The sequence below is a fragment of the Flavobacterium sp. WC2430 genome, assembly GCF_040822075.1.
Lineage (GTDB): Bacteria > Bacteroidota > Bacteroidia > Flavobacteriales > Flavobacteriaceae > Flavobacterium.
Map to the genome: position 1 here is coordinate 936,946 of NZ_CP162007.1, position 21,527 is coordinate 958,472.

22 protein-coding genes are annotated in these 21,527 nt (G+C 32.7%); 7 read left to right on the plus strand and 15 right to left on the minus strand.

What is annotated here, in order from left to right:
- The 5 genes from AB3G36_RS04010 to AB3G36_RS04030 all read right to left on the minus strand — a co-directional run bounded on the left by AB3G36_RS04010 (nt 1) and on the right by AB3G36_RS04030 (nt 3,796).
- A complete protein-coding gene (locus AB3G36_RS04010) occupies nt 1-414 on the minus strand; it encodes a hypothetical protein (protein ID WP_367756243.1) in 414 nt (137 codons plus the stop codon).
- Between the two features lie 131 nt (nt 415-545).
- On the minus strand, nt 546-1,553 hold the full coding sequence (recA, locus tag AB3G36_RS04015; RefSeq protein WP_367757880.1) for a recombinase RecA: 1,008 nt from the start codon (nt 1,551-1,553) through the stop codon (nt 546-548).
- A 161-nt stretch (nt 1,554-1,714) separates the two neighbouring features.
- The gene (locus tag AB3G36_RS04020; RefSeq protein WP_367756245.1) at nt 1,715-2,224 is read right to left on the minus strand and encodes an acyl-CoA thioesterase; all 510 of its coding nucleotides are present in this window, start codon (nt 2,222-2,224) and stop codon (nt 1,715-1,717) included.
- Nucleotides 2,225-2,259: 35 nt separating this feature from the next.
- On the minus strand, nt 2,260-2,643 hold the full coding sequence (locus AB3G36_RS04025) for a DoxX family membrane protein (RefSeq protein WP_367756247.1): 384 nt from the start codon (nt 2,641-2,643) through the stop codon (nt 2,260-2,262).
- 4 nt (nt 2,644-2,647) lie between these two features.
- Nucleotides 2,648-3,796, minus strand: a complete 1,149-nt coding sequence (locus AB3G36_RS04030) for an ATP-binding protein (RefSeq protein ID WP_367756249.1) — start codon at nt 3,794-3,796, stop codon at nt 2,648-2,650.
- A gap of 283 nt (nt 3,797-4,079) precedes the next feature.
- On the opposite strand from AB3G36_RS04030, the gene pgk reads away from it, so the two are divergent.
- From pgk to AB3G36_RS04050, 4 genes are all read left to right on the plus strand, one after another.
- Nucleotides 4,080-5,267 (plus strand): phosphoglycerate kinase, encoded by a 1,188-nt coding sequence (pgk, locus tag AB3G36_RS04035; RefSeq protein ID WP_367756251.1) that lies wholly within the window; start codon nt 4,080-4,082, stop codon nt 5,265-5,267.
- A gap of 109 nt (nt 5,268-5,376) precedes the next feature.
- Nucleotides 5,377-7,440 carry a LysM peptidoglycan-binding domain-containing protein gene (locus AB3G36_RS04040; protein ID WP_367756253.1) on the plus strand — a complete coding sequence of 688 codons (2,064 nt, stop codon included), beginning with the start codon at nt 5,377-5,379 and terminating at the stop codon, nt 7,438-7,440.
- 48 nt (nt 7,441-7,488) lie between these two features.
- Complete coding sequence (locus AB3G36_RS04045; RefSeq protein ID WP_367756255.1) at nt 7,489-8,466, plus strand: DUF4837 family protein; 978 nt, start codon at nt 7,489-7,491, stop codon at nt 8,464-8,466.
- A 58-nt stretch (nt 8,467-8,524) separates the two neighbouring features.
- The gene (locus AB3G36_RS04050; protein ID WP_367756257.1) at nt 8,525-8,971 is read left to right on the plus strand and encodes a GNAT family N-acetyltransferase; all 447 of its coding nucleotides are present in this window, start codon (nt 8,525-8,527) and stop codon (nt 8,969-8,971) included.
- Here the strand turns inward: AB3G36_RS04050 and AB3G36_RS04055 are convergent.
- The 3 genes from AB3G36_RS04055 to rnpA form a co-directional block, all read right to left on the minus strand.
- Entirely contained in the window at nt 8,968-9,774 is an 807-nt protein-coding gene (locus tag AB3G36_RS04055) for an OmpA family protein (protein ID WP_367756259.1), read from the minus strand. The two genes, AB3G36_RS04050 and AB3G36_RS04055, sit on opposite strands and share 4 nt — an antisense overlap.
- Nucleotides 9,774-11,411 carry a S41 family peptidase gene (locus AB3G36_RS04060; RefSeq protein ID WP_367756261.1) on the minus strand — a complete coding sequence of 546 codons (1,638 nt, stop codon included), beginning with the start codon at nt 11,409-11,411 and terminating at the stop codon, nt 9,774-9,776. The genes AB3G36_RS04055 and AB3G36_RS04060 overlap by 1 nt, the downstream gene beginning before the upstream one ends.
- Before the next feature lie 97 nt (nt 11,412-11,508).
- Nucleotides 11,509-11,922: a ribonuclease P protein component gene (gene rnpA, locus AB3G36_RS04065; protein WP_367756263.1), complete on the minus strand. Its 414-nt coding sequence runs from the start codon at nt 11,920-11,922 to the stop codon at nt 11,509-11,511.
- Between the two features lie 124 nt (nt 11,923-12,046).
- Here rnpA and AB3G36_RS04070 point away from each other — a divergent pair, with 124 nt between their 5' ends.
- The 3 genes from AB3G36_RS04070 (at nt 12,047) to AB3G36_RS04080 (ending at nt 14,527) form a co-directional block, all read left to right on the plus strand.
- The gene (locus AB3G36_RS04070) at nt 12,047-12,781 is read left to right on the plus strand and encodes a lysophospholipid acyltransferase family protein (RefSeq protein WP_367756265.1); all 735 of its coding nucleotides are present in this window, start codon (nt 12,047-12,049) and stop codon (nt 12,779-12,781) included.
- Between the two features lie 10 nt (nt 12,782-12,791).
- The gene (locus AB3G36_RS04075; protein WP_367756267.1) at nt 12,792-13,778 is read left to right on the plus strand and encodes an acyl-ACP desaturase; all 987 of its coding nucleotides are present in this window, start codon (nt 12,792-12,794) and stop codon (nt 13,776-13,778) included.
- Between the two features lie 95 nt (nt 13,779-13,873).
- Nucleotides 13,874-14,527 (plus strand): HD domain-containing protein, encoded by a 654-nt coding sequence (locus tag AB3G36_RS04080; protein WP_367756269.1) that lies wholly within the window; start codon nt 13,874-13,876, stop codon nt 14,525-14,527.
- Between the two features lie 74 nt (nt 14,528-14,601).
- Here the strand turns inward: AB3G36_RS04080 and AB3G36_RS04085 are convergent, their stop codons facing one another.
- The 7 genes from AB3G36_RS04085 to AB3G36_RS04115 all read right to left on the minus strand — a co-directional run bounded on the left by AB3G36_RS04085 (nt 14,602) and on the right by AB3G36_RS04115 (nt 21,402).
- Entirely contained in the window at nt 14,602-15,003 is a 402-nt protein-coding gene (locus AB3G36_RS04085) for a hypothetical protein (protein WP_367756271.1), read from the minus strand.
- 167 nt (nt 15,004-15,170) lie between these two features.
- Nucleotides 15,171-15,953 carry an enoyl-CoA hydratase/isomerase family protein gene (locus AB3G36_RS04090; protein ID WP_367756273.1) on the minus strand — a complete coding sequence of 261 codons (783 nt, stop codon included), beginning with the start codon at nt 15,951-15,953 and terminating at the stop codon, nt 15,171-15,173.
- A gap of 9 nt (nt 15,954-15,962) precedes the next feature.
- Nucleotides 15,963-17,378, minus strand: a complete 1,416-nt coding sequence (locus AB3G36_RS04095) for a PAS domain-containing sensor histidine kinase (RefSeq protein WP_367757882.1) — start codon at nt 17,376-17,378, stop codon at nt 15,963-15,965.
- Nucleotides 17,379-17,437: 59 nt separating this feature from the next.
- Nucleotides 17,438-17,992, minus strand: coding sequence for a CopD family protein (locus AB3G36_RS04100; protein WP_367756275.1), 555 nt, complete (start codon nt 17,990-17,992; stop codon nt 17,438-17,440).
- Nucleotides 17,979-19,334, minus strand: coding sequence for an MATE family efflux transporter (locus tag AB3G36_RS04105; protein ID WP_367756277.1), 1,356 nt, complete (start codon nt 19,332-19,334; stop codon nt 17,979-17,981). The genes AB3G36_RS04100 and AB3G36_RS04105 overlap by 14 nt, the downstream gene beginning before the upstream one ends.
- Complete coding sequence (gene hemH, locus AB3G36_RS04110) at nt 19,335-20,366, minus strand: ferrochelatase (protein ID WP_367756279.1); 1,032 nt, start codon at nt 20,364-20,366, stop codon at nt 19,335-19,337.
- Between the two features lie 163 nt (nt 20,367-20,529).
- Entirely contained in the window at nt 20,530-21,402 is an 873-nt protein-coding gene (locus tag AB3G36_RS04115; protein WP_367756281.1) for a helix-turn-helix domain-containing protein, read from the minus strand.
- Nucleotides 21,403-21,527: the final 125 nt, after the last annotated feature.

The window sequence follows — 21,527 nt, forward strand, 5'->3', positions numbered from 1 at the left end:
TTAGTTGACTACAGGAATTTCTACATCTTCAAATATATCTTTATCGGCGGTATCTTTTCCTTTATAAAACTTAAAAATATAAGAACCAGTATTTGTTACATAAAAATTAAACGAAACTTCAGATAATGCAGGGATTTCTGTGGTACATATCTGATTATCCTTTACAGCGGTCTGAATAGCTATTGTTCTTACATTTAAATCTTTGCTATAATAAATTCCTTGAAAAATGTGACAGGCAGTGGGCTTTTGATATTTTAGTTTTATTTCATAGGTCTCCCCAAGCTTAAAATTCTCGGGTAGTGTATAACTATCAACGGGTAGTACTTCGTAGTTATAAGTGTCTTGATTACCATTATCAAGTGTACATCCTGTTATAGTGGTAATAAACAGGATAAATAACGCAAACTTTTTCATTTTTTTCTATTTTTAAATTTATAACAGTCGGTTCCTCTAAATAAGGAAGTGCCTGTTTTTAATAGATAACAAATTTTGAAAATGGTTGCGTGTAAAAATAAAAAAACCCGAAAATTTTTCGGGTTTTAATTTTATGCGTCTGCTAATTCTTTTATTCTAGCTTTGATTTTTACTTCAAGCTCATCAGCTAATTCTGGATTGTCTTTTATTAAAGACTTAACCGCGTCACGACCTTGTCCTAATTTGGTTTCGCCATAACTAAACCAAGAACCTGCTTTTTTAATGATTTCAAATTCAACAGCTAAATCTAAGATTTCTCCTGTTTTTGAAATTCCTTCACCATACATGATATCAAATTCAGCAATTTTGAAAGGTGGTGCAACTTTATTTTTCACCACTTTTACTTTAGTTCTGTTTCCAAGAACATTATCACCGTCTTTAATTTGAGTTGAACGACGGATGTCTAAACGTACCGAAGCATAAAACTTCAATGCATTTCCTCCAGTTGTAGTCTCTGGATTTCCAAACATTACTCCAATTTTCTCTCTCAATTGGTTGATGAAGAATACAGTACAGTTTGTTTTGCTAATTGTTCCTGTTAACTTTCTTAAAGCTTGAGACATTAAACGGGCATGAAGACCCATTTTAGAATCTCCCATTTCACCTTCAATTTCACTTTTTGGTGTCAAAGCAGCAACCGAGTCAATAACTACAATATCGATAGCTCCTGAACGAATTAAGTTCTCTGCGATCTCTAATGCTTGCTCTCCATTGTCAGGTTGAGAAATGATTAAGTTTTCGATATCTACTCCTAATTTCTCCGCGTAATTTCTATCAAATGCGTGTTCAGCATCAATAAATGCGGCAATTCCACCTGCTTTTTGTGCTTCAGCAATGGCGTGAAGCGTCAAAGTAGTTTTTCCAGATGATTCTGGACCGTATATTTCTATAATTCTTCCTCTTGGATATCCACCAACTCCTAATGCTAAATCGATTCCTAAAGATCCAGAAGAAATGCTTTCCACTTCTACTATCGCTTTATCGCCCATTTTCATTACAGTTCCTTTTCCGTATGTTTTATCTAATTTGTCAAGCGTCAATTGTAGCGCTTTTAATTTTGCTTCTTTCTCTGTACTCATCTTCTCTTTTACCTTTTCTTTCATTTGTATTATTTTATCGCTCTAAGAAATTTGGAGAACCTGTTAGATTGCTACAATTTTCTTTTTTTTAAATTTTTATGCTCGTAAAAATACTTCTTTTTTTAATTAAATTTTTCACTTTCAAGAAGTAAATACAGTTTTTACATGAACAAGGCTTTTAACTCTGTTGCATCTTCTGGTTTTATTTTTCCTGCCAAAAGTAAACTCAGTTGCTTGCGTCTTAAAGCAGCATCAAAACGTTGTTTTTCAAGCTCAGTCTCGGGGATTATTTGTGGCACTTCTACAGGTCTTCCAGTGTCATCCACCGCGACAAAAGTATATATGGCTTCATTAGCTTTGGTTTTGTTTCCAGATTCTCTGTCTTCTACCCAAATATCAATATAAATTTCCATAGAACTTTTGAACGATCTAGATACTTTGGCCTCAACCGTAACCACACTTCCTAATGGAATGGCTCTGTTAAAAGCCACATGATTTACCGATGCTGTTACTACAATTCTTCTAGAATGTCTGCGCGCAGCAATGCTGGCAGCACGATCCATTCGAGCCAATAGCTCACCACCAAAAAGATTATTCAAAGGATTTGTTTCACTTGGTAAAACCAAATCGGTCAATGTTGTTAAAGATTCTGAAGGATGTTTAGGTGTCATATTTTTTTATAAATGTAAATAGTGTTTTTTAATTTTTAATTCAACCAATATACTGCCATTATAGCAGGGATGAAATAAATAACAATGGTTCTGGCTCCATCATAATCTTTAGCCAATCGTTGTCCAAAAAGCAACATTATTAAAGTAATACAAGAGAAAACAGCGCCATAGAACCCAAATAAACGGCCGTTGTTTATTAATAATTCGATACATCCTACAATGCATAAAATTCCTGAAATTAATTCTAATATCAGAATGTTTAATAAGGCTAAAGGCACGTGGTTTTTTAGTTGTGTTTTTGCAAAATGTTCTTTTAACCAATCTACATTATCTTTCCAATAAAAGAGTTTGTCATACCCAGATTGAATAAATGAAATTGCCAGAAAAACTAAAATTAAAATAGAAGCAGCGTTGTTCATATTGTTATTTTTTATGGATTAATCGTGTGAGTTTAATAGATAAATCGGTTAATATAATTTTTGCATTTCCGTTGCGTTCCACGTGATACATGGCATCCGAAAGTTCCTTGAAAATATCATGAATGTTATTGCCATTGACAAATGGAGCAAAATTCTCGAGTTTAAATTTATCCACTTTGGGCTCAAAATAAACCAAATTGGGCGTTTCATAGTTAATCAATAAAGCCTGGCGGAACATTTCGATACAAAACTCAAGAAATTTCTTCTGAGTTTCTCTCCCTAAACCAGCTATTTTTTCACTCCAAAGAATTAAATCTTGAATAGCAGCGGCATTTCCTTTTGCTTTAAATGCAGCTCGCACCCATGTAACAAACCATTGTTCAAATGGAAATTCATCATTATCATCACGTAATAAATGTAAGGCAAGATTATAATTGCCTTGTGCTTGATGGGCAATTTTTGCAGCTAACTTTGGATCTACTTGTTCACGAGAAACCAAGGCTTCTGCAATTAGGGGTTCGCTTAAACCGTTAAAATGCAATATTTGGCATCGAGAACGTATGGTTTGAATGATATCTTCTTCGTTTTCAGAAATTAAAATAAATACTGTTTTTTCTGGTGGCTCCTCTAGTAATTTCAATAGTTTATTAGAGGCAGCAATATTTAATTTATCGGCCATCCAGACAATCATAATTTTATAACCGCCTTCGTATGATTTTAAAGATAAGGATTTTAATATTTCCTGAGCATCATCCACTCTTATTTCGCCCTGTTTGTTTTGAACTCCCAAAACTGCATACCAATCGAAAAGACCTCCGTAAGGATTTTGCAAAACAAATTGTCTCCAGTCCGCAATAAAATCAAGACTTTTTGGGCTTTTCTTTACTGCATCTGTGGTTACAGTAGGATAAGCAAAGTGTAAATCAGGATGGGATATTTTTTGGAATTTCAGATTGCAAGATTCATTAGAACCGCAGTTCTCCCCATTTTGATTGTTGCATAAAATGTATTGTGCATAAGCAATCGCCATAGGTAAAGTACCACTTCCTTCTGGACCAACAAATAATTGTGCATGAGGTATTCTACCAGAATCAGCACTTTTTGTCAGATGGTTTTTAATGTGTTCTTGTCCTAAGATTTGAGAAAATTGCATAAAGCAAAGATAGAAGAAATTGGGTTAGTCAAAAATTTTAAAGAAGCAAAGTTTATCAAAATATTCATGCTAAAAGGGTCAATATTAAAATCAAATTTTAACTATTAAAAAGACAGAAATTTTGAGTAAGTTGTTGAAATGGCATTAAAAATAGATTTTATTTATTAATTTACATCGATTTCGTTGTTAAAAACCTTAATTTTTTAGTTTTTTCAAATTTAATAATAATCTAAAAGTTCTATATTTGTTACTCTTTCAAAAAAACAAACTAAAAAAGAACCTGATGAAGACTTTAAACGATTTTGATTTCAAAAATAAAAAAGCAATAATACGCGTTGATTTTAACGTGCCTTTGGACGAAAATTTTAATGTGACTGATGCTACTCGTATCGAAGCAGCAAAACCTACAATTGATACTATTCTTGCTCAAGGTGGAAGTGTAATCTTGATGTCACACTTAGGAAGACCTAAAGGAGTTGAAGAAAAATATTCTTTGAAACATATATTAAAAACAGCTTCAGATATTCTTGGAGTTCCAGTTCAATTTACTTCAAATTGTATTGGTGAAGAAGCGAAGAACGCTGCTGCAAACTTAAAAGCAGGAGAAGTTTTATTATTAGAAAATCTACGTTTTCATGCTGAGGAAGAAGCTGGAGATGTTGCTTTTGCAAAAGAATTAGCTTCACTTGGAGATATTTATGTAAATGATGCTTTTGGAACAGCACACAGAGCACATGCTTCAACAACAATTATTGCACAATTTTTCCCAACAGAAAAATGTTTTGGAGCATTATTAGCAAAAGAAATTGAAAGCTTAAATAAAGTTTTAAAGAACAGTGAAAAACCAGTAACAGCAGTTCTTGGAGGTTCTAAAGTTTCTTCTAAAATTACAGTTATCGAGAATATTCTTGACAAAGTAGACCATATGATTATTGGTGGTGGAATGACTTTTACTTTTGTTAAAGCATTAGGAGGAAAAATTGGAGAATCTATTTGTGAAGATGACAAACAAGAATTAGCATTAGAAATCTTGAGATTGGCTAAGGAAAAAGGAGTTCAAATTCATATTCCTGTAGATGTAGTTGCTGCGGATGATTTTTCAAATACAGCAAATACTAAAATTGTGGATGTAAGAGAAATTCCTGATGGATGGCAAGGTCTTGATGCAGGTCCAAAATCATTGGAAAACTTCAAAAAAGTAATATTAGAATCTAAAACGATTCTTTGGAACGGACCTTTAGGTGTTTTTGAAATGGAAAGTTTTGCTAATGGAACTATCGAATTAGGAAACTTTATTGCAGAAGCTACAGAAAATGGTGCTTTTTCACTTGTAGGTGGAGGAGATTCAGTTGCAGCAGTAAAACAATTCGGTTTTGAACATAAAGTAAGTTACGTATCAACAGGTGGTGGTGCAATGTTAGAAATGCTTGAAGGTAAAGTATTGCCAGGAATAGCTGCAATTCTAGATTAATAAATACATTTTTAACAATATTTATTGAATTTTTTAGTTCTAACATATTAAGTTTGTAAAAAAATGGCGTAGTAACCATTTATAATTAAGGATGTTGACATAAAAAAGCATGAATATAAAAAATACCACAATAGCATTTTTACTATTGCTATCGATTCCTTTGTTTTCGCAAGAAGTTGCTGAAAGCAAAGGAATTGTTGTTATAGAAAACAATTTATCTTATCTCGATTCTATCAAAAAAACCTTTGTCAATGATGAAATGGCGTCTTGTGTAGATAGTTTATGGATGAAAGAATTGACAAATCTTGATTTGTATAATGACATTACAAATGATATTGAAAACATAAATATTGATGAAAAAGTAGATTATGAATTGCCAACTGAATTGTTGAAATCGCGATTGGAGGCCATGAATGCAAAATCTCCTTTTAGAATTGAATACAATGAGAGTCTTGAAAATGTAATTCGGTCTTTTCTAAAGTACAGAAAAAAATCATTTGAAAAGTTGATGGCTATTTCGGATTATTATTTCCCCATGTTTGAAGAGGCTTTTGCGAAAAAAAATGTCCCGTTGGAAATCAAATATTTAGCAGTGGTTGAATCGGCATTAAACCCAAGAGCCGTTTCAAGAGTAGGAGCAACGGGTTTATGGCAGTTTATGTATCAAACAGGAAAACAGTACAATCTAAAAATTGATTCTTATATCGATGAGCGCAGTGATCCTCTAAAAGCGACTGCTGCAGCAGCACAATACATGTCTAATATGTATGGCATTTTTGGCGATTGGGAGCTGGTATTAGCTTCTTATAATTCTGGTCCAGGGAATGTTTCTAAAGCAATACGAAGATCAGGAGGAAAACAAAACTATTGGAACATTCGAAAAAACCTTCCTAAAGAAACACAAGGATATGTACCTGCTTTTTTAGCAACTATGTATCTTTATGAATACCACAATGAACATGGAATCAGACCTGATAAAGCGCTAGTGCAGCGTTTTGAAACGGATACCATTTTAATGAAAAAACAAATGTCCTTTAAACAAGTTTCTGATTTATTGGATGTGCCTGTCACTCAACTTCAATTGTTGAACCCGTCTTATAAGTTAAATGTAATTCCTTTTTATGGAGATGAAAACCATTATTTAAGATTACCCAAAGAAAAGATTGCACTATTTACTTCAAATGAAGATAGAATATATGCCTATGTTCAACACGAATTAGATGGTAGAGAAAAACCGTTCCAAAGCTCAAGAGCTATAGTCTCTAAAGTTGAAAATTCTGATGGATCAACGCAAACAATTACACGTACAAAAACCAAGTATTATAAGGTAAGACGTGGGGATAATTTAGGTGCCATCGCTGATAAATATGATGTCGCTGTAACTGATTTAAAAAAATGGAATAAACTAAGAAGCAATACCATTTCCTATGGTAAAAGTTTAAAAATTATCTCAACAGAAAGCATTGTAAAAGTAATGAAGAAAGAACCTGAAGTAGCACCAATTTCAAGAGAAACTATTTTAGAAAACCAAAGAATTGCTTCCATGAAATTAAAAATTAAAAAAGAAGTAAAATCGGATAGTTTATCACCTAATAGTACTTCTTTTTATGTTGTTCAAAAAGGGGATAATTTAAATGTGATTGCTGAAAAAAATAATGTTTCGATTGCAGATATTAAAGAATGGAATCATCTTTCAGCATCCATAATTCAACCTGGAAAATCACTACAAGTCTCGGCTACTATAGTAGAAGAAACCAAAGAAGATGTAGTTGCAATTACACCAGAACCAGCAGCGTTAAAAGACATTAATTATACGGTTTTAAAAGGGGATAATCTAAGTATTATTTCAAGAAAATTTGGAACAGCAATAGCTGACTTAAAAGAATGGAATAATTTATCGAATCAAAATATATCTGTTGGAAGTTCTTTGATTGTGGCCAAAAATGAAGTAGCCATTACTACCGATAATGCAACAGCAAGTTCGTTTAAGAAAAAAGATAATTATTCGAAAGCTTCAGTAAACAAAGCAATTGATTATTATGTTCAAAAAGGGGACTCTTTGTATAGCATTTCAAAAAAATATCCAGGAGTATCCGTCTCAGATCTTAAAAAATGGAATGATATTCGCACTGAAGGGATTAAACCAGGAATGAAATTGAAAATTAATGGTTAATACAATAATCTTCAATAAATTTGGGTTTGAATTCATAATTGAATCATAATGAACAAAAACCATTTATTTTTTCTACTTATTATTCTCGTTTTATTTTTTTCTTGTAAAAAGAAAGACGATTTAATTCCACGTAAAACAACAGGAGCAATAAATACTATTTCAGTAATTATTGATGATCAATTATGGAATGGTGAAGTAGGTGACAGTGTCAGAAATAAGTTTGCCTCACCAGTTATTGGACTGCCACAAGAAGAACCTCTTTTTACTATAAATCAATATCCAGTTAAACTTATGGAAGGATTTATGACGGACAGTCGCAATATTATCGTTATAAAAAAAGGCGAAAAAAATAACTTTGAAATAAATAAAGACCAATATGCATCCCCTCAAAATGTATTCCATATTTCAGGTAAAACGGGAAGCGATATTATTGCAATTATTCAAAAACACAGCCCAGAAATAATTAAATTAATCCGTAAAACCGAAATTGAAGAATGTCAAAGGATAAATAAAAAATCACTACTAGCCCCTAAAATAATTACCGATAAATTCCATATAAATTTAGAGGTTCCTACCAGTTATCAATACGTAATACAACAGGAAAACTTTATATGGTTGAAAAAAGAAATTATAAGTGGGAATACAAGCTTGTTACTTTATCAAGTTCCTATAAATGCACTTAAGAAAGGAAATAACCTAGTTACAAGTATCATAAGTATGCGCGATTCTATTGGAGGATTGTACATTCATGGAAAAGAACCCAATACGGATTTAATTACTGAGGAAGCGTATGCACCATATTTTTTCAAGATAAAACTAGACGGCAAAGTAGCTTATGAAACAAAGGGAACATGGGAATTGAAGAATGATTTTATGTCGGGTCCCTTTATTAATTATGCGATTATAGATGAAGAACACAACAGAGTTTTAGTTTTGGAAGGATTTAGTTACTCCCCTTCAAAAGAAAAAAGAGATCTAATGCACGAGTTGGAGTCTATTATTAAATCAGTTAAAATTATTAAATAACAATTTGTTAAATTCGCGATTTTAAATTTTATATTCACACTCAAGATAACAATTACCAATGACAATAGAATGGAAAATAAAGCCTTTTGACGCACTTTCAGTTCATGAGCTATATGATTTACTAAAATTAAGAAGTGAGATCTTTGTAGTGGAGCAAAACTGTGTTTATTTGGACCTTGACGGCAAGGATAAGATTGCATTGCATCTTTTTGCGGAATATGATGGTAAAATTGTGGCACACGCTCGCCTTTTTAAAGCAGGAATTAGTTTTGATAATGCTTCAATAGGTAGAGTAGTTGTAGATGCAAATTATCGCGACAGAAAATGGGGGCATGATTTAATGCGAGAAGCAATTGCTGGAATTAAACAACACTTTAACCAAAGTAAAATTACGATTGGTGCTCAATTGTATCTAAAAAAATTTTATGAAAGTCATGGATTTGTTCAAACGAGTGAAATGTATTTAGAGGATGATATCCCACATATAGAGATGACAAAGGATTAAATCTTAGTAATTAAAAACTCTACTCTGCGGTCAACTTCTTCCCCTTTTCCTAAGGGGAATTTGTTTCCACACCCTTTATAAGTCATTCGAAGGCTATTGACATTTTTTGAAATTAAATACCAGAATACAATTTTGGCCCGATTTAAAGACAATTTTCTTTCGTTGGTTGCCCGATCAATTGCATCATAATAGTAGCTGGGAGTACAGCACACATGACCTCTAATTTCAAATTCAATATTTTTGTTTTTCTGAAGTTGTTCGGCAATCTTATCCAACTCCTTTTTTGAGTTTGGACTTAATTTACTACTTCCAAGTTGAAATAGGATATTTTCAAAATAAATACGATCACCTACACTATGCTTCTCTTGAATAGAATTATAAATTCCTTTTCCAAAACTATTTTTTTTAACTATTAATAAATCTACACGTCTATTTTTGGAGCGAATTTCTGCTAAGTTTGCGAAGACATCTTCTGTTATTATTACGCGCCCTTTTCCTTCAATGATTACAATTTTATTTTTATTAAATCCATGAGAAGTGAGTACTGCCTTTACAGTGTTGACTCTGTCTTCGGATAATTTATAGTTATAGTCATTATTGCCTCTATCGTCACAGTAGCCATAAATTTGTATGGATTCTATAACTGTGGTATCCGCTTTTGTGACAAAATCAAGAATGGCTTCTTCTTGTTGGCTGTCAATGCTATATTTATCAAAATCAAAATAGATTGTTTCGACTTTTTTTTCTTGCGCAAAAAGACAACCAAAAGACAGTAATGTAATTAACTTTAAATAGTTGAGCATTAAATTTTCAGGATGTTTTTATAGTTTGTGGTATTGTTTAAAATGTCGATTGATTTTTGAATTTCCGAATTGTTTTTTATATAATATTGATAAAATCCTTCTTGATATTGATATCTTTTAATGATTTCTTCAACAATAATTTTTTTAATTTCTTCTTTATTTTTGTCTAATTGTGTTTCTTCACTCTTTTGAAGAGCATTCAGTAATTGTTGATATTCAGTACTAATAGTATCGTCAATTTTTTCTTTTTTGGCTACAGCCAAAGTATTCTTTAAAGCCAATTCTGTTTCCGTATCAAAAGAGAATTTTTCTGCTTTTAAAAACAGTTTGAAATCTTGATAATCGGCATCAGTTATAGTGGGGATTTTATCTCCTAGATTTGGATTCTTATAATAATAACGAGTTACATAATTAAAGATACCATCATTTTTTAGTAAAGCATCAGTGATAACACTAGTGTTTGATTCTTTAAGTTCGATATCAGGAGAAACGCCTCCACCATCATAAACCGTTCTTCCTTTACGTGTTTTAAAAGCATTATAATTTTTTTCAGAAGTTCTCGTAGCTGCACCATTTTTGTCTTTATGTGCATAGTCTAACGCTTGAATGCATCTGCCTGACGGAGTGTAATAACGAGAAATAGTTACTTTTAATTGTGTGTTGTATGTCAAATCAATAGGCTTTTGAACGAGTCCTTTCCCAAAACTTCTACTCCCCACAATAACGGCGCGATCTAAATCTTGTAAAGCTCCCGAAACAATTTCGGATGCTGATGCACTTCTTCCGTTTACAATAATAACTAATGGAATTTGAGTGTCTACAGGGTCAAAAGCGGTTTTATAAGTGTTGTTGTGGTTTTCAATTTTTGATTTTGTAGTGACAATGACTTCATTTTTTGGTACAAATAAATTACAAATGTTCACGGCTTCATTTAAAAGCCCGCCTGGATTTCCTCTTAAATCTAAAATGATTCTTTCGGCACCTTGTCTCTTTAGTGATTCTAATGCTTCTTTGGTTTCATTAGATGCTTTTTTGTTAAAATGAGCTAAAACAATATAGCCCGTTTTTTCATCTATTTTGGTGAAGAAGGGAACTGATTTGATTTCAACTTCGTCCAAAATAATCTGTGCCGTATTCACCTTACCTTGACGGATGTATTTGATGTCAATTTTGGTGTTTTTTGCCCCTTTTAATAATTGTGAAGCATCCTCTTTGAAATCAGATAAAAGCACATCACCTATTTGAATAATTTCATCACCAGGTTTGAAACCCGCTTTATCGGCAGGAAAATTTTTATAGATTTCTTTAATTATTAATTTATCTTGTTTTCGAGTAATTAAAGCGCCTATTCCGGTATATTCGCCAGTGTTGTTTATTTTAAATCGTAATACATCTTGCTCATTGAAATAAACAGTGTAAGGGTCAAGACTGGCTAGCATGCCTTTGATAGCGCTATCCATTAACTCTCCCGGATTTGTTTCGTCCACATAATTAGTGTTCAATTCCTTGAAAAGAGTAGTGAATATTTCTATTTGCTTCGCAATTTCAAAAAAATCGTTTTTGAAACTCGCACCTACAAATATAAAGGCCGAAGCGAGAATAGGGATGATGTATTTTTTTTTGAAAAAAGGGGCCATAGCATTTAGATTCTAAATTTAAAGATTACTAAATTAAGCAATAATAAATTCATTTATGTAGTAAACTGTATGTTCATTTTATTTGAAAAAATAAAAATTATCCCGTAATAGAATCATTGCCATTTTCATGGGTTTCTTTTTTTGCAGTTTGAGCTATAAACTTCTCAAACAATTGAATTGTTTTGGTATTGATTTCTTCGAATGATAGGCGGTCTTTGCTTTGGTAAAAAAACATAAAAGCATAGGGTTTATCTAAACTATCAATAAGGAGATGCTTGTTAAGGCGGTAGGTTTCCCGGAGCACTCGTTTGAAATAATTTCGGTCAACCGCTTTTTTAAAGTGCTTTTTCGAAACAGAAACGCCCATTTTTATTTTTTGAGCATCAACGGTGTCATCGGCATAGTAAACCAATCGTAAAGGGTATTTGGAAACCGATTTCCCTTCAGAAAACAATAATCCAATCGTAATTTTACTTTTAAGTTTTTCGTTTTTGGAATAAGTGAAGTTCATTTCTATAAAAAAAGGCAAAGATTTCTAAAAAGCAAAGGTACAATTAAACCCGAAACCTATTATTGTTTAGGAATTAAATACCACTAAAAATATATTTATTACTTTTGTGTCTAATTTATTTAGCATGCAAAAACTGATTTCGTATCCCATATCCGTCATATATTATTTGTGTTTTGGTCTTACGTTGGTTGTATTTCATCCTATTCAATGGGTTTGTTTTAATTTATTTGGATATCAAGCTCATAAAGTGAGTGTTGATTATCTGAATTTTTTTTTACTCAAATGCACGAATCTTTTAGGGACAACTTATAAGTTTGAAAATTTGGATAGTATCCCTAAAGGGGTTCCATTAATATTTGTATCCAACCATCAAAGTATGTATGATATCATTGCTATGATTTGGTTTATGCGTCGTTTTCATTGTAAGTTTGTCAGCAAAAAGGAATTAGGAAAAGGAATTCCAAGTGTTTCGTATAATTTAAGGCACGGAGGTTCAGCGCTTATTGATAGAAAAGATCCAAAACAAGCCATACCAGCAATTAAAGGGTTATCTGAGTATATTGAAAAAAACAATCGTTCAGCTGTAATTTTCCCTGAAGGAACACGAAGTAAAACGGGTCATCCAAAACCGTTTGCACAAAGCGGACTAAAGATATTGTGCAAGTATGCTCCATCGGCTTATGTAGTTCCAATAAGTATAAATAATTCATGGAAAGTTGTGAAATATGGTTTTTTTCCACTTGGTTTAGGAAATCGCCTTACCTTTGTAATTCATAAGCCTTTAAAGGTTAGTGAATTTAAATTTGAAGAGATCATAGAAAAGGCTGAAAGCGCCATAGTAAAAGGAATAAAATTTTAATTTATATAAAATGTCAATAAAAAACATTCGATTAGAAGTAATGCAGTTTTTAGAAAAAAACGTGGCAAGCTATGTTGATCAGTATTTAATACCTGTTGAAGAAATATGGCAACCCTCTGATTTTTTACCTAATTCTGAAAGCGATAATTTCTTAGAAGAAGTAAAAGAGTTACGTGAAATATCTAAGGACTTACCTTACGATTTCTGGGTAGCAATGGTAGGAGATATGATTACCGAAGAGGCTTTGCCAACCTATGAAAACTGGTTAATGGAAGTTGAAGGTGTAGATAATCTAGAGAGAAACGGTTGGGCCCAATGGGTTCGTCAGTGGACAGGTGAAGAAAACCGTCATGGAGATTTACTAAATAAATATTTGTATTTATCTGGTCGTGTAAATATGCGCGAAATTGAAATGACAACACAGCATCTTATCAACGACGGTTTTGATATTGGTACTGGTAGAGATCCTTATAAGAACTTTGTTTACACTAGTTTTCAAGAATTAGCTACTTATGTTTCTCACAATAGAGTTTCTCAATTAGCGAAAAGCTATGGAGATAAAAAATTAGCTAAAATGTGTAAAATGATTGCTGGTGACGAAATGCGCCATCACCATGCGTATAGTGAATTTGTAAATCAGATTTTCAAAATTGATCCTAGCGAAATGATGCTTGCTTTTCAATACATGATGAAAGCTAAAATTGTGATGCCAGCGCATTTCTTGAGAGAATCAGGAGCAAAAATAAGTTCTGCTTTTGAATTATTTTCTGATTCAGCACAACGTATTGGGGTTTACACAGCTAATGATTATGTCGAAATCATGCAAAAATTAATTGACAAATGGGAAATTGATAAAATCTCAGGTTTAACGGATGAAGCCGAGAAAGCGCGGGATTACTTGATGAAACTACCAGCAAGAATGGCTAGAATTTCGGAAAGAATTGTAATTCCTCAAGAAACTCATATTTTTAAATGGGTTGAACCTGCAAGATTATAGTCTTTATGACTGAATAGATAGATTCAAATATATAAATGTTGATTTTTAAAGTGTTAAAACTTTGAAAATCAACATTTTTTTTAAAATTATAAAAAATGAACAACACAGATATTATTAGTAAAACAATCGCTTTTGTAAAAGAAAAACTCAATAATGCTGAGGGTGGACATGACTGGTTTCATATCGAAAGGGTGTATAAAAACAGTATATTAATTGCTAATGACGAAGTTTGTGATCTAACTGTAGTGAAGTTAGGTGCGCTGCTACATGATATTGCTGACAGTAAATTTCATGGTGGTGATGAAACAATAGGCCCAAAGACAGCAAGAGCATTTTTAGAAAAGGAAAATGAAGATGAAGCCACAATTAGGCATGTTGTAAAAATCATTGAAAACATCTCTTTTAAAGGCGGAAACTTTGAAAAGAACTTCTCGTCTATAGAATTGGATATTGTTCAGGATGCAGACCGTTTGGATGCCATAGGCGCTATTGGAATTGCAAGAACATTCAATTATGGAGGATTCAAAAATAGAGTGCTCTATGACCCTAATATCGCTCCAAACACAAAGATGAATAAGGAAGAATATAAAAATAATGAGGCACCAACAATCAATCATTTTTATGAAAAATTATTGCTCTTAAAAGATAAAATGAATACTGCTTCAGGAAAAACGATTGCAGCCGAAAGACACCGCTATATGGAAGGTTTTTTGTCCCAGTTTTATGCGGAATGGGATGGGGAAAAGTAATGATTCATGAATGAAGATTAACGATTTTTGATTGCTGATTGAAATCAAAAATCGTTAATTAAAAATCGAATATCTTAAATAATCCCTTTTTCTTTCATTTCGATTATTACATCTGACGCATTTTTAAAAGTAGGTGCTTGCTCAATAATACTTGCCACTCTTTTCTTGTTGAGTTTAAAAGTAATGTCATTTTCAGTTGTGAACAATAGTGCTGTTAAAAACGGATTGTTCATGTATGGAAACAAAATTGCGTAAGCATCATCCAAAGTGTGAAAGCTTTCAATTTCTTCTGTTTTATAACGCGCTGTGAGCGACAGAGTATAGCCGTCATCTTCCAATAAAACAGGTCGTACATAGATGTTTTTTAATTCGGTATCACCAATAGTTTTTGCCAAAGTTAATTTGGCATAAGTACCTTCTTGAATGCTTTTTTTTACGCTTTCCCAAAAAAGGGCGAATATTGGTTCGTATGACATGAGTTTAATTTTAGGTTTGATTTTCTCTTAAAGAGAGAGTGCAAAATTAGGTTTTGTAAGTGAAAAGAGGAATGTATTCTATGAAAACTTTATTTTTATAAATAGAAAACCGCAGATTCATAGTTTTAATTGCTGTGAATCTGCGGTATATTTTTAATTATATTGATTTATTCTCCAGTAAAAACAGCTTTTCTTTTTTCTAAAAAGGCAGTAGTTCCTTCTTTAAAATCATCGGTTCCAAAACATTTTCCAAAGGATTTTATCTCTGTTTGAAAACCGTTTTCACCTTCTTTATAATTTGCATTCACCGCATTGATAGCCATGCTAATTGCCACAGGAGAATTTTTCATAATTTTTTGAGCAATTCCATTACAGAAATTTAAAAGTTCAGCTTGAGGAACGATGTGATTTATTAAACCAGTTCTGTATGCTTCATCAGCGTTAACCATTCCTGCAGTCATAATCATTTCCATAGCGCGCCCTTTACCTATTAATTGTGGCAAACGTTGTGTTCCTCCATAACCTGGAATAACTCCAAGAGATACTTCTGGTAAGCCCATTTTAGCATTATCGGATGCAACTCTAATATGGCAAGCCATAGCAAGTTCTAAACCTCCACCTAAAGCGAAACCATTTACGGCTGCTATCACTGGAATTTTAAGGTTTTCAACAAAATTAAATAAGGTGTCTTGTCCTTGTGCTGCCAATTGAACTCCTTCTTCCACAGAAAAATCGGCAAATTCTGCAATATCTGCTCCCGCAACAAAAGCTTTTTCTCCACTACCCGTTAAGATGATTACCCTAATGTCATAACTTTTTTCTAATTCTTGAAATGCTTGATGTAATTCTTGGATTGTCAATTTGTTCAACGCATTCAATTTTGTCGGACGGTTAATCGTTATTGTTGCAATATTATTTCCGGTAGTAATAAGTATATTTTCGTAGTTCATTCTAGTAATTTAAGAGTTAATTATAGGTAAGGAAACAGTAAAAGTAGTTCCTGTTCCATATTCTGTTTCAAAGGTAATTGTTCCTTTATAATTTTCAATAATATTTTTGATAATACCAAGTCCTAATCCCATACCACTATTTTTAGTAGTAAACTTGGGTTCAAAGATACGGTTAATATCCTCGGGTTTAATCCCTATTCCGTTATCCTTGACCATAATTAATACTTTATCATTATCTCTTTTAACCGTTACATGCACTGTTTTGTCATCTTGTTGTTCTGGAATAGACTGAATGGCATTTTTAACCAAATTAGTTATAATTCGGATGAGTTGTGTTCGGTCAATTTTAGATATGATCTCTGGAGATTCACTTTTAAAAACAATCTCCTCTTCATTGAAAATATCTAAGGTCAATTCGACAACTTCAACAACATTCAACGTCTCGTTTTGCTGCGCAGGCATAGAGGCAAAATTAGAAAAAGCAGAAGCAACAGCGTTCATAGTATCAATTTGCTGGATTAATGTTTCTGAATAATCATTCATTTTTTGTTTAACATCGGCAGCGGTTGGGTCAAATTTTCGTTGAAAACTTTGTACCGTTAATCGCATTGGAGTCAACGGATTTTTGATTTCATGAGCCACTTGTTTGGCCATTTCGCGCCAAGCTTCCTCTCTTTCACTTTGTGCCAGTTTTACAGCACTAATTTCTAGTTCGTCCACCATTCGATTGTAAGCCGTAATCAATAAATTTATTTCTTTGCTGCTAGCTTCTAATACAATTTTCTTGTTTTTTTGATTCAAACTCGTTTCGTATAATCGGTCAGAAATAGTCTTTAACGATTTTGTAATGTAAGAGGAAAGAAAGTAAGCTAATGCAAAGGCAACAATTAACATGAAGGAATATACTTGGCCTAAACGAATGAGGAAACTATTTAATTCCTTGTCATAAAATCCGTCATCTTCCAGATAAGGGAGGTTTAAAATCCCTAACGGCTTGAATTTATCGTCCTTAATTTGTGTAAAAGAAGACCGGTTTTTAACTCCATTTACGGTCTTTATGTCTACATATCGCTTTTCAATTGAAGACCGAACTAGTTTTAGAATGTATTTAGGAATAGGAGGAGAAACGCTATCCACCGAAAAGGATTCTTTGGATGATTTTAATAGTTTTCCGTCTAAACTGTAGATGTTTATTTCAATATTATGAATGTGGGCCAGTTCATGGATTTTATCTTTGAATATTAAATCTAAATTCTCTGTAGTCAAAGGATATGTAGTAGTGGAAAGGACATAATTAATATGCTCACGTACTGCATTTTCTTTGCGTTCTAATCGCTCTTGATGGTATTCTTTGGCTTCGTTTTTAAATTGGATTATTGAAATAGAAGCAAGTAAAACAGAGGCTACAATTATCAATACGATCATCGAAAGAAAAATTCGAATTCGCAGTGAAAGCATAGATAATTTGAACCCTTTTAGCATAATTATAATTGATTTTTTTCTCGAATTTTTTTATAAAATTTAAATCCTAACATGATTAAAATTGAAAATAAAAAAATTCCAACAACACCATAAATCCAATTGACCGCATTTTTTAGAACAACTAAAAAGACTACTGCAAAAAGGATGATTGTAGCTCCTTCATTCCAAAGGCGCATAAAATTTGTTGTGTATTTTACTTCGTCGTTTTGCAATTGCTTGAATATTTGATGGCATTTTCCATGATATAAATACAATACAAATACAAAGCCAAGTTTTACATGCATCCAAGGCATTTGCAACCATGATTTTCCTAAGTCTGTAAAAAGCAACATCCAAAATGCAAATATACTCGCTAAAATTGCTGACGGCCAAGTGATGATATACCACAGACGATACGTCATTATTTTATACTGTTTTTGTAATATTTCTTTTTCTGGAGAAGGTTTCTGAGCGGCTTCAATTTGATAAACAAACAAACGGACAATGTAAAATAAACCTGCAAACCAGGTGATTACAAAGATGAGGTGTAAGGATTTTAGATAATTATAATATTCCATCTTGATTTTTAATCGATTTAAGATTGATTTCTTTTTTTAGAAAATAGCCTGTAAGTAGTGTTGACAATACGTCTGCAATTGGAAAGGCAACCCATACTCCAAAAATACCGAAAAAATTTGGTAGTATGAGTACTAATGGAATTAAGAAAAATCCTTGTTTGCTTAATGTCAACAATAAAGCTTTTTTTGCTTTTCCTACAGCTTGAAAATAGGCTGCGCCAATTAATTGTATCGCAATAATGGGTGAAGCGGCAAAAACCCATCGTAAAGCATTGGGAGTTTCTGCAATTACTTTTGGATCTGTAGTGAAAACTGCGACAATTGGTGTTGCATAAAACAAGATGAAAACAAAAATAATAGCTGCCAAAAGTGTGGCGTATTTAATGGAAATTTTTATGCTTTCTTCTACTCTGTTATAATTGCCAGCACCATAGTTATACCCAGCAATGGGAAGAAAACCTTGAGTAATCCCTAAAATGGGGAATAAACAAAACATGAGCATTCTACTGATTATTCCATAAATAGCAATGGCGTGTTCACCACCATAGGTGTATAAAGTATGGTTGAGTATAATAGATAAAATACTTACTACGCCTTGTCTTGAAAAAGTGACAAAACTAAGTTCTGTAATTTCTTTTATAATGGGAAAGTTAAATTTAAAATGCTTCTTTTTAAGTTTTAATTCGCTTTTAAAAATAAAAAACCAAAGTACAAACAAAAAGCACATAAAGTAGGATATGGCTGTAGCCAAAGCAGCTCCATGCATTCCTAAATTCATGATTTTTATAAAAAGAATGTCCAAACCAATATTTACAAATGCAGGAATTATCATGGCAAACATCGCAAATTTTGCTTTTCCTTCGGCTCTTATAATATTATTTCCCATCATACAAAGTGCTAAAAAAGGCACAGAAAATATAATGGGGAAGAAAAATGCTGTTGCAGGTGCTACAATGGCGCCCTTTGCTCCAAATAACAATAACATCTCACTGCTAAAAAAAATACCAATTACTACAAAAAGTGAGGACAATAGAAAAGTCATCAAGATTTGATTCGCAAAAGTAAGTAATGCTTTTTCTTTATTATTGGCTCCTAATGCTCTGGAAAGTACGGAACCGCCACCTACGCCAATAGCCATTCCTAAAGAGGAAATTAAGAAAGTAATGGGTAAGACGACGGTTACAGCCGCAATAGCTAATGAACCGATCCATTGGCCTACAAATATGGTGTCAATTAATATATTAACTGACATAAAGAGAATACCTATTGATGCAGGAACTGCTTGCTTAATCAAGAGTTTCTTTATGTCTTGTGTTCCTAATTCATCGGCAGTTACAGCCATTTAATAGTTTAAATTTTTTGATATTGCCCAATTGTTAATCCATTTACTTACCGTACCGCACCATTCATCTCCATCATTTAAACAAGGGATTGCAAGGAACTCTTCTCCTCCATGTTCTTTGAACTGGTGGTTGGCTTCCATGGCAATTTCTTCCAGTGTTTCTAAACAATCGGATACAAAAGCGGGTGTTACAACTGCTAGTTTTTTGATTCCTTTCTCGGGCATTTTGTTTACTTCAACATCAGTGTATGGAGTAAGCCATTTGTCTCCTGCTAATCGCGATTGAAAAGTTTGGCTGTATTTTCCTTCTGGAATACCCAATAATTTAACGACTTGTTTTGTAGTTTCATAACATTGGTGACGGTAACAAAATTCATGAGCTGGAGAAGGAGTATTACAGCAAGAACCGTCAATTGTACAATGGGATTTGGTAACATCTGTTTTACGAATGTGACGCTCAGGAATTCCATGATAAGAGAACAATAAATGATCGTATTCAAAATTAGCCAAATGTCCTTTTATAGAATCCGCTAGGTTTTGGATGTAATCGGGTTTATTGTAAAAAGCAGGTACCGATGTAAATTTCATTTCTGGGAAATGTTTTTTACGTAATTCCTCAGCAAGTACTAGTATTGTTGTAGTTGATGCCATTGCATGTTGTGGGTACAAAGGGAAAAGCAATACTTCAGTCACGCCTTTATCACGTAATTCTTGAAGTCCAGATAAGATGGATGGGTTTCCATAACGCATCGCTAAAGAAACGGGTATTTCGACTTGTTGTTTTACTTTTGTAAACATTCTTTTAGAAATGACAACTAATGGAGAACCTTCGTCCCACCATATTTTTGCGTAAGCAGCAGCCGATTTTTTAGGTCTTGTTTGTAAAATAATTCCGCGAACTAATAATGCTCTCAATAAAAACGGAACGTCAATTACGTATTTATCCATTAAAAATTCATCTAAATAGGGTTTAACGTCTTTGGGAGTGGGACTTTCGGGAGAACCTAAATTTACTAATAATACACCTTTCATAAATTATATAATTTTTCATTGTTGTCATTGCTTCGCCAGTTCGGGTAAAACCTCGTGTTCGAAGAATGAGGAATTTGTTTCGTAAAAGTAACTAAACTTACTTTTTTATAAATTGGGATTAACTATTTTTTATTTATTGTTTAATATAGAAAATCAATCTTAACTAGGTGTTTGGATTGATTGACATCAAGTATTTTTTGGGAGTTGTTGCAAATTTTTTCTTGAAAGCCGCTATAAAGTGGCTTCCAGTACTATAGCCTATTTTCAACCCTACTTCATTTACATTATAGGAACCGCTGTCAAGAAGTTTTCGAGCAAAATCCATTTTATAATCAAATAGAAACCCATAAACAGTATCGCCATAAATTTGTTTGAAACCCATTTTTAATTTCTTCAAATTCAAACCTATTTCATCGGCTAATTCTTGTAAACCAGGTGGTTCGGCCATATTGGCAATAATGATTTCTTTGGCTTTTCTAATTTTCATAACATTGTCTTCATCGATTAAAAACGGACATTGTTCTGCATTAGGATCTTCAGTTCTATTGAAATACAAACTTAGAAGTTCATATCCTTTTCCTTTGTAATAGAGGTTTTTTATAGAAGGATGTAAATTATAATGAAACAACTGACTCAAAACAATTGCCATAGACGGGCTAATGTTTCCTTCGTTATAGTATTTTTTGTCTTTATTGTCTCCACTTAAAAAAGTAATATAATCCGCTTCTGCAGAAAACAACGCATGAAATTTTTTGATGGAGATAATTACTGATATTACCCATGAATTTGGTGCCAATTCTAAATTTAAGGGCAATTCTTTTTGTGGATTATATAAAAGTAACGATTTTTCTTCTTTTAAATCCAATGCATAATTTCCTTGGTTGAAAATAAATTTAGCACTTCCTTTTAGACCAAAGTGAAACTGAATCAGCCCACTACTCACTTCGCGTTGTGCATTAAAAGTTTCAACACCGTCATTTTGAAAGCGAATTAATGTAAAATCATCCTCTATTTTTATAATTTCTTGTGAACCCATAGCGACATTTTTTTTGAGGTAAAATGATAATTATCAGTATTATTTATTTAGAACGACTCTAAATAGATTGAACCAGACAACTTGATTTCAGTACAAAAATAGCGTTTTTTGTCCATTTTTAGCAC

Coding starts and splice junctions, on each gene's coding strand:
- AB3G36_RS04095 (WP_367757882.1), bottom strand. CDS start 17,378: ATGATCGTATTGATAATTGTAGCCTCTGTTTTACTTGCTTCTATTTCA.
- AB3G36_RS04070 (WP_367756265.1), top strand. CDS start 12,047: ATGCAAAAACTGATTTCGTATCCCATATCCGTCATATATTATTTGTGT.
- hemH (WP_367756279.1), bottom strand. CDS start 20,366: ATGAAAGGTGTATTATTAGTAAATTTAGGTTCTCCCGAAAGTCCCACT.
- AB3G36_RS04085 (WP_367756271.1), bottom strand. CDS start 15,003: ATGTCATACGAACCAATATTCGCCCTTTTTTGGGAAAGCGTAAAAAAA.
- AB3G36_RS04025 (WP_367756247.1), bottom strand. CDS start 2,643: ATGAACAACGCTGCTTCTATTTTAATTTTAGTTTTTCTGGCAATTTCA.
- AB3G36_RS04040 (WP_367756253.1), top strand. CDS start 5,377: ATGAATATAAAAAATACCACAATAGCATTTTTACTATTGCTATCGATT.
- AB3G36_RS04090 (WP_367756273.1), bottom strand. CDS start 15,953: ATGAACTACGAAAATATACTTATTACTACCGGAAATAATATTGCAACA.
- AB3G36_RS04050 (WP_367756257.1), top strand. CDS start 8,525: ATGACAATAGAATGGAAAATAAAGCCTTTTGACGCACTTTCAGTTCAT.
- AB3G36_RS04105 (WP_367756277.1), bottom strand. CDS start 19,334: ATGGCTGTAACTGCCGATGAATTAGGAACACAAGACATAAAGAAACTC.
- AB3G36_RS04080 (WP_367756269.1), top strand. CDS start 13,874: ATGAACAACACAGATATTATTAGTAAAACAATCGCTTTTGTAAAAGAA.
- AB3G36_RS04010 (WP_367756243.1), bottom strand. CDS start 414: ATGAAAAAGTTTGCGTTATTTATCCTGTTTATTACCACTATAACAGGA.
- AB3G36_RS04075 (WP_367756267.1), top strand. CDS start 12,792: ATGTCAATAAAAAACATTCGATTAGAAGTAATGCAGTTTTTAGAAAAA.
- AB3G36_RS04020 (WP_367756245.1), bottom strand. CDS start 2,224: ATGACACCTAAACATCCTTCAGAATCTTTAACAACATTGACCGATTTG.
- AB3G36_RS04055 (WP_367756259.1), bottom strand. CDS start 9,774: ATGCTCAACTATTTAAAGTTAATTACATTACTGTCTTTTGGTTGTCTT.
- pgk (WP_367756251.1), top strand. CDS start 4,080: ATGAAGACTTTAAACGATTTTGATTTCAAAAATAAAAAAGCAATAATA.
- AB3G36_RS04030 (WP_367756249.1), bottom strand. CDS start 3,796: ATGCAATTTTCTCAAATCTTAGGACAAGAACACATTAAAAACCATCTG.
- recA (WP_367757880.1), bottom strand. CDS start 1,553: ATGAGTACAGAGAAAGAAGCAAAATTAAAAGCGCTACAATTGACGCTT.
- AB3G36_RS04100 (WP_367756275.1), bottom strand. CDS start 17,992: ATGGAATATTATAATTATCTAAAATCCTTACACCTCATCTTTGTAATC.
- rnpA (WP_367756263.1), bottom strand. CDS start 11,922: ATGAACTTCACTTATTCCAAAAACGAAAAACTTAAAAGTAAAATTACG.
- AB3G36_RS04060 (WP_367756261.1), bottom strand. CDS start 11,411: ATGGCCCCTTTTTTCAAAAAAAAATACATCATCCCTATTCTCGCTTCG.
- AB3G36_RS04115 (WP_367756281.1), bottom strand. CDS start 21,402: ATGGGTTCACAAGAAATTATAAAAATAGAGGATGATTTTACATTAATT.
- AB3G36_RS04045 (WP_367756255.1), top strand. CDS start 7,489: ATGAACAAAAACCATTTATTTTTTCTACTTATTATTCTCGTTTTATTT.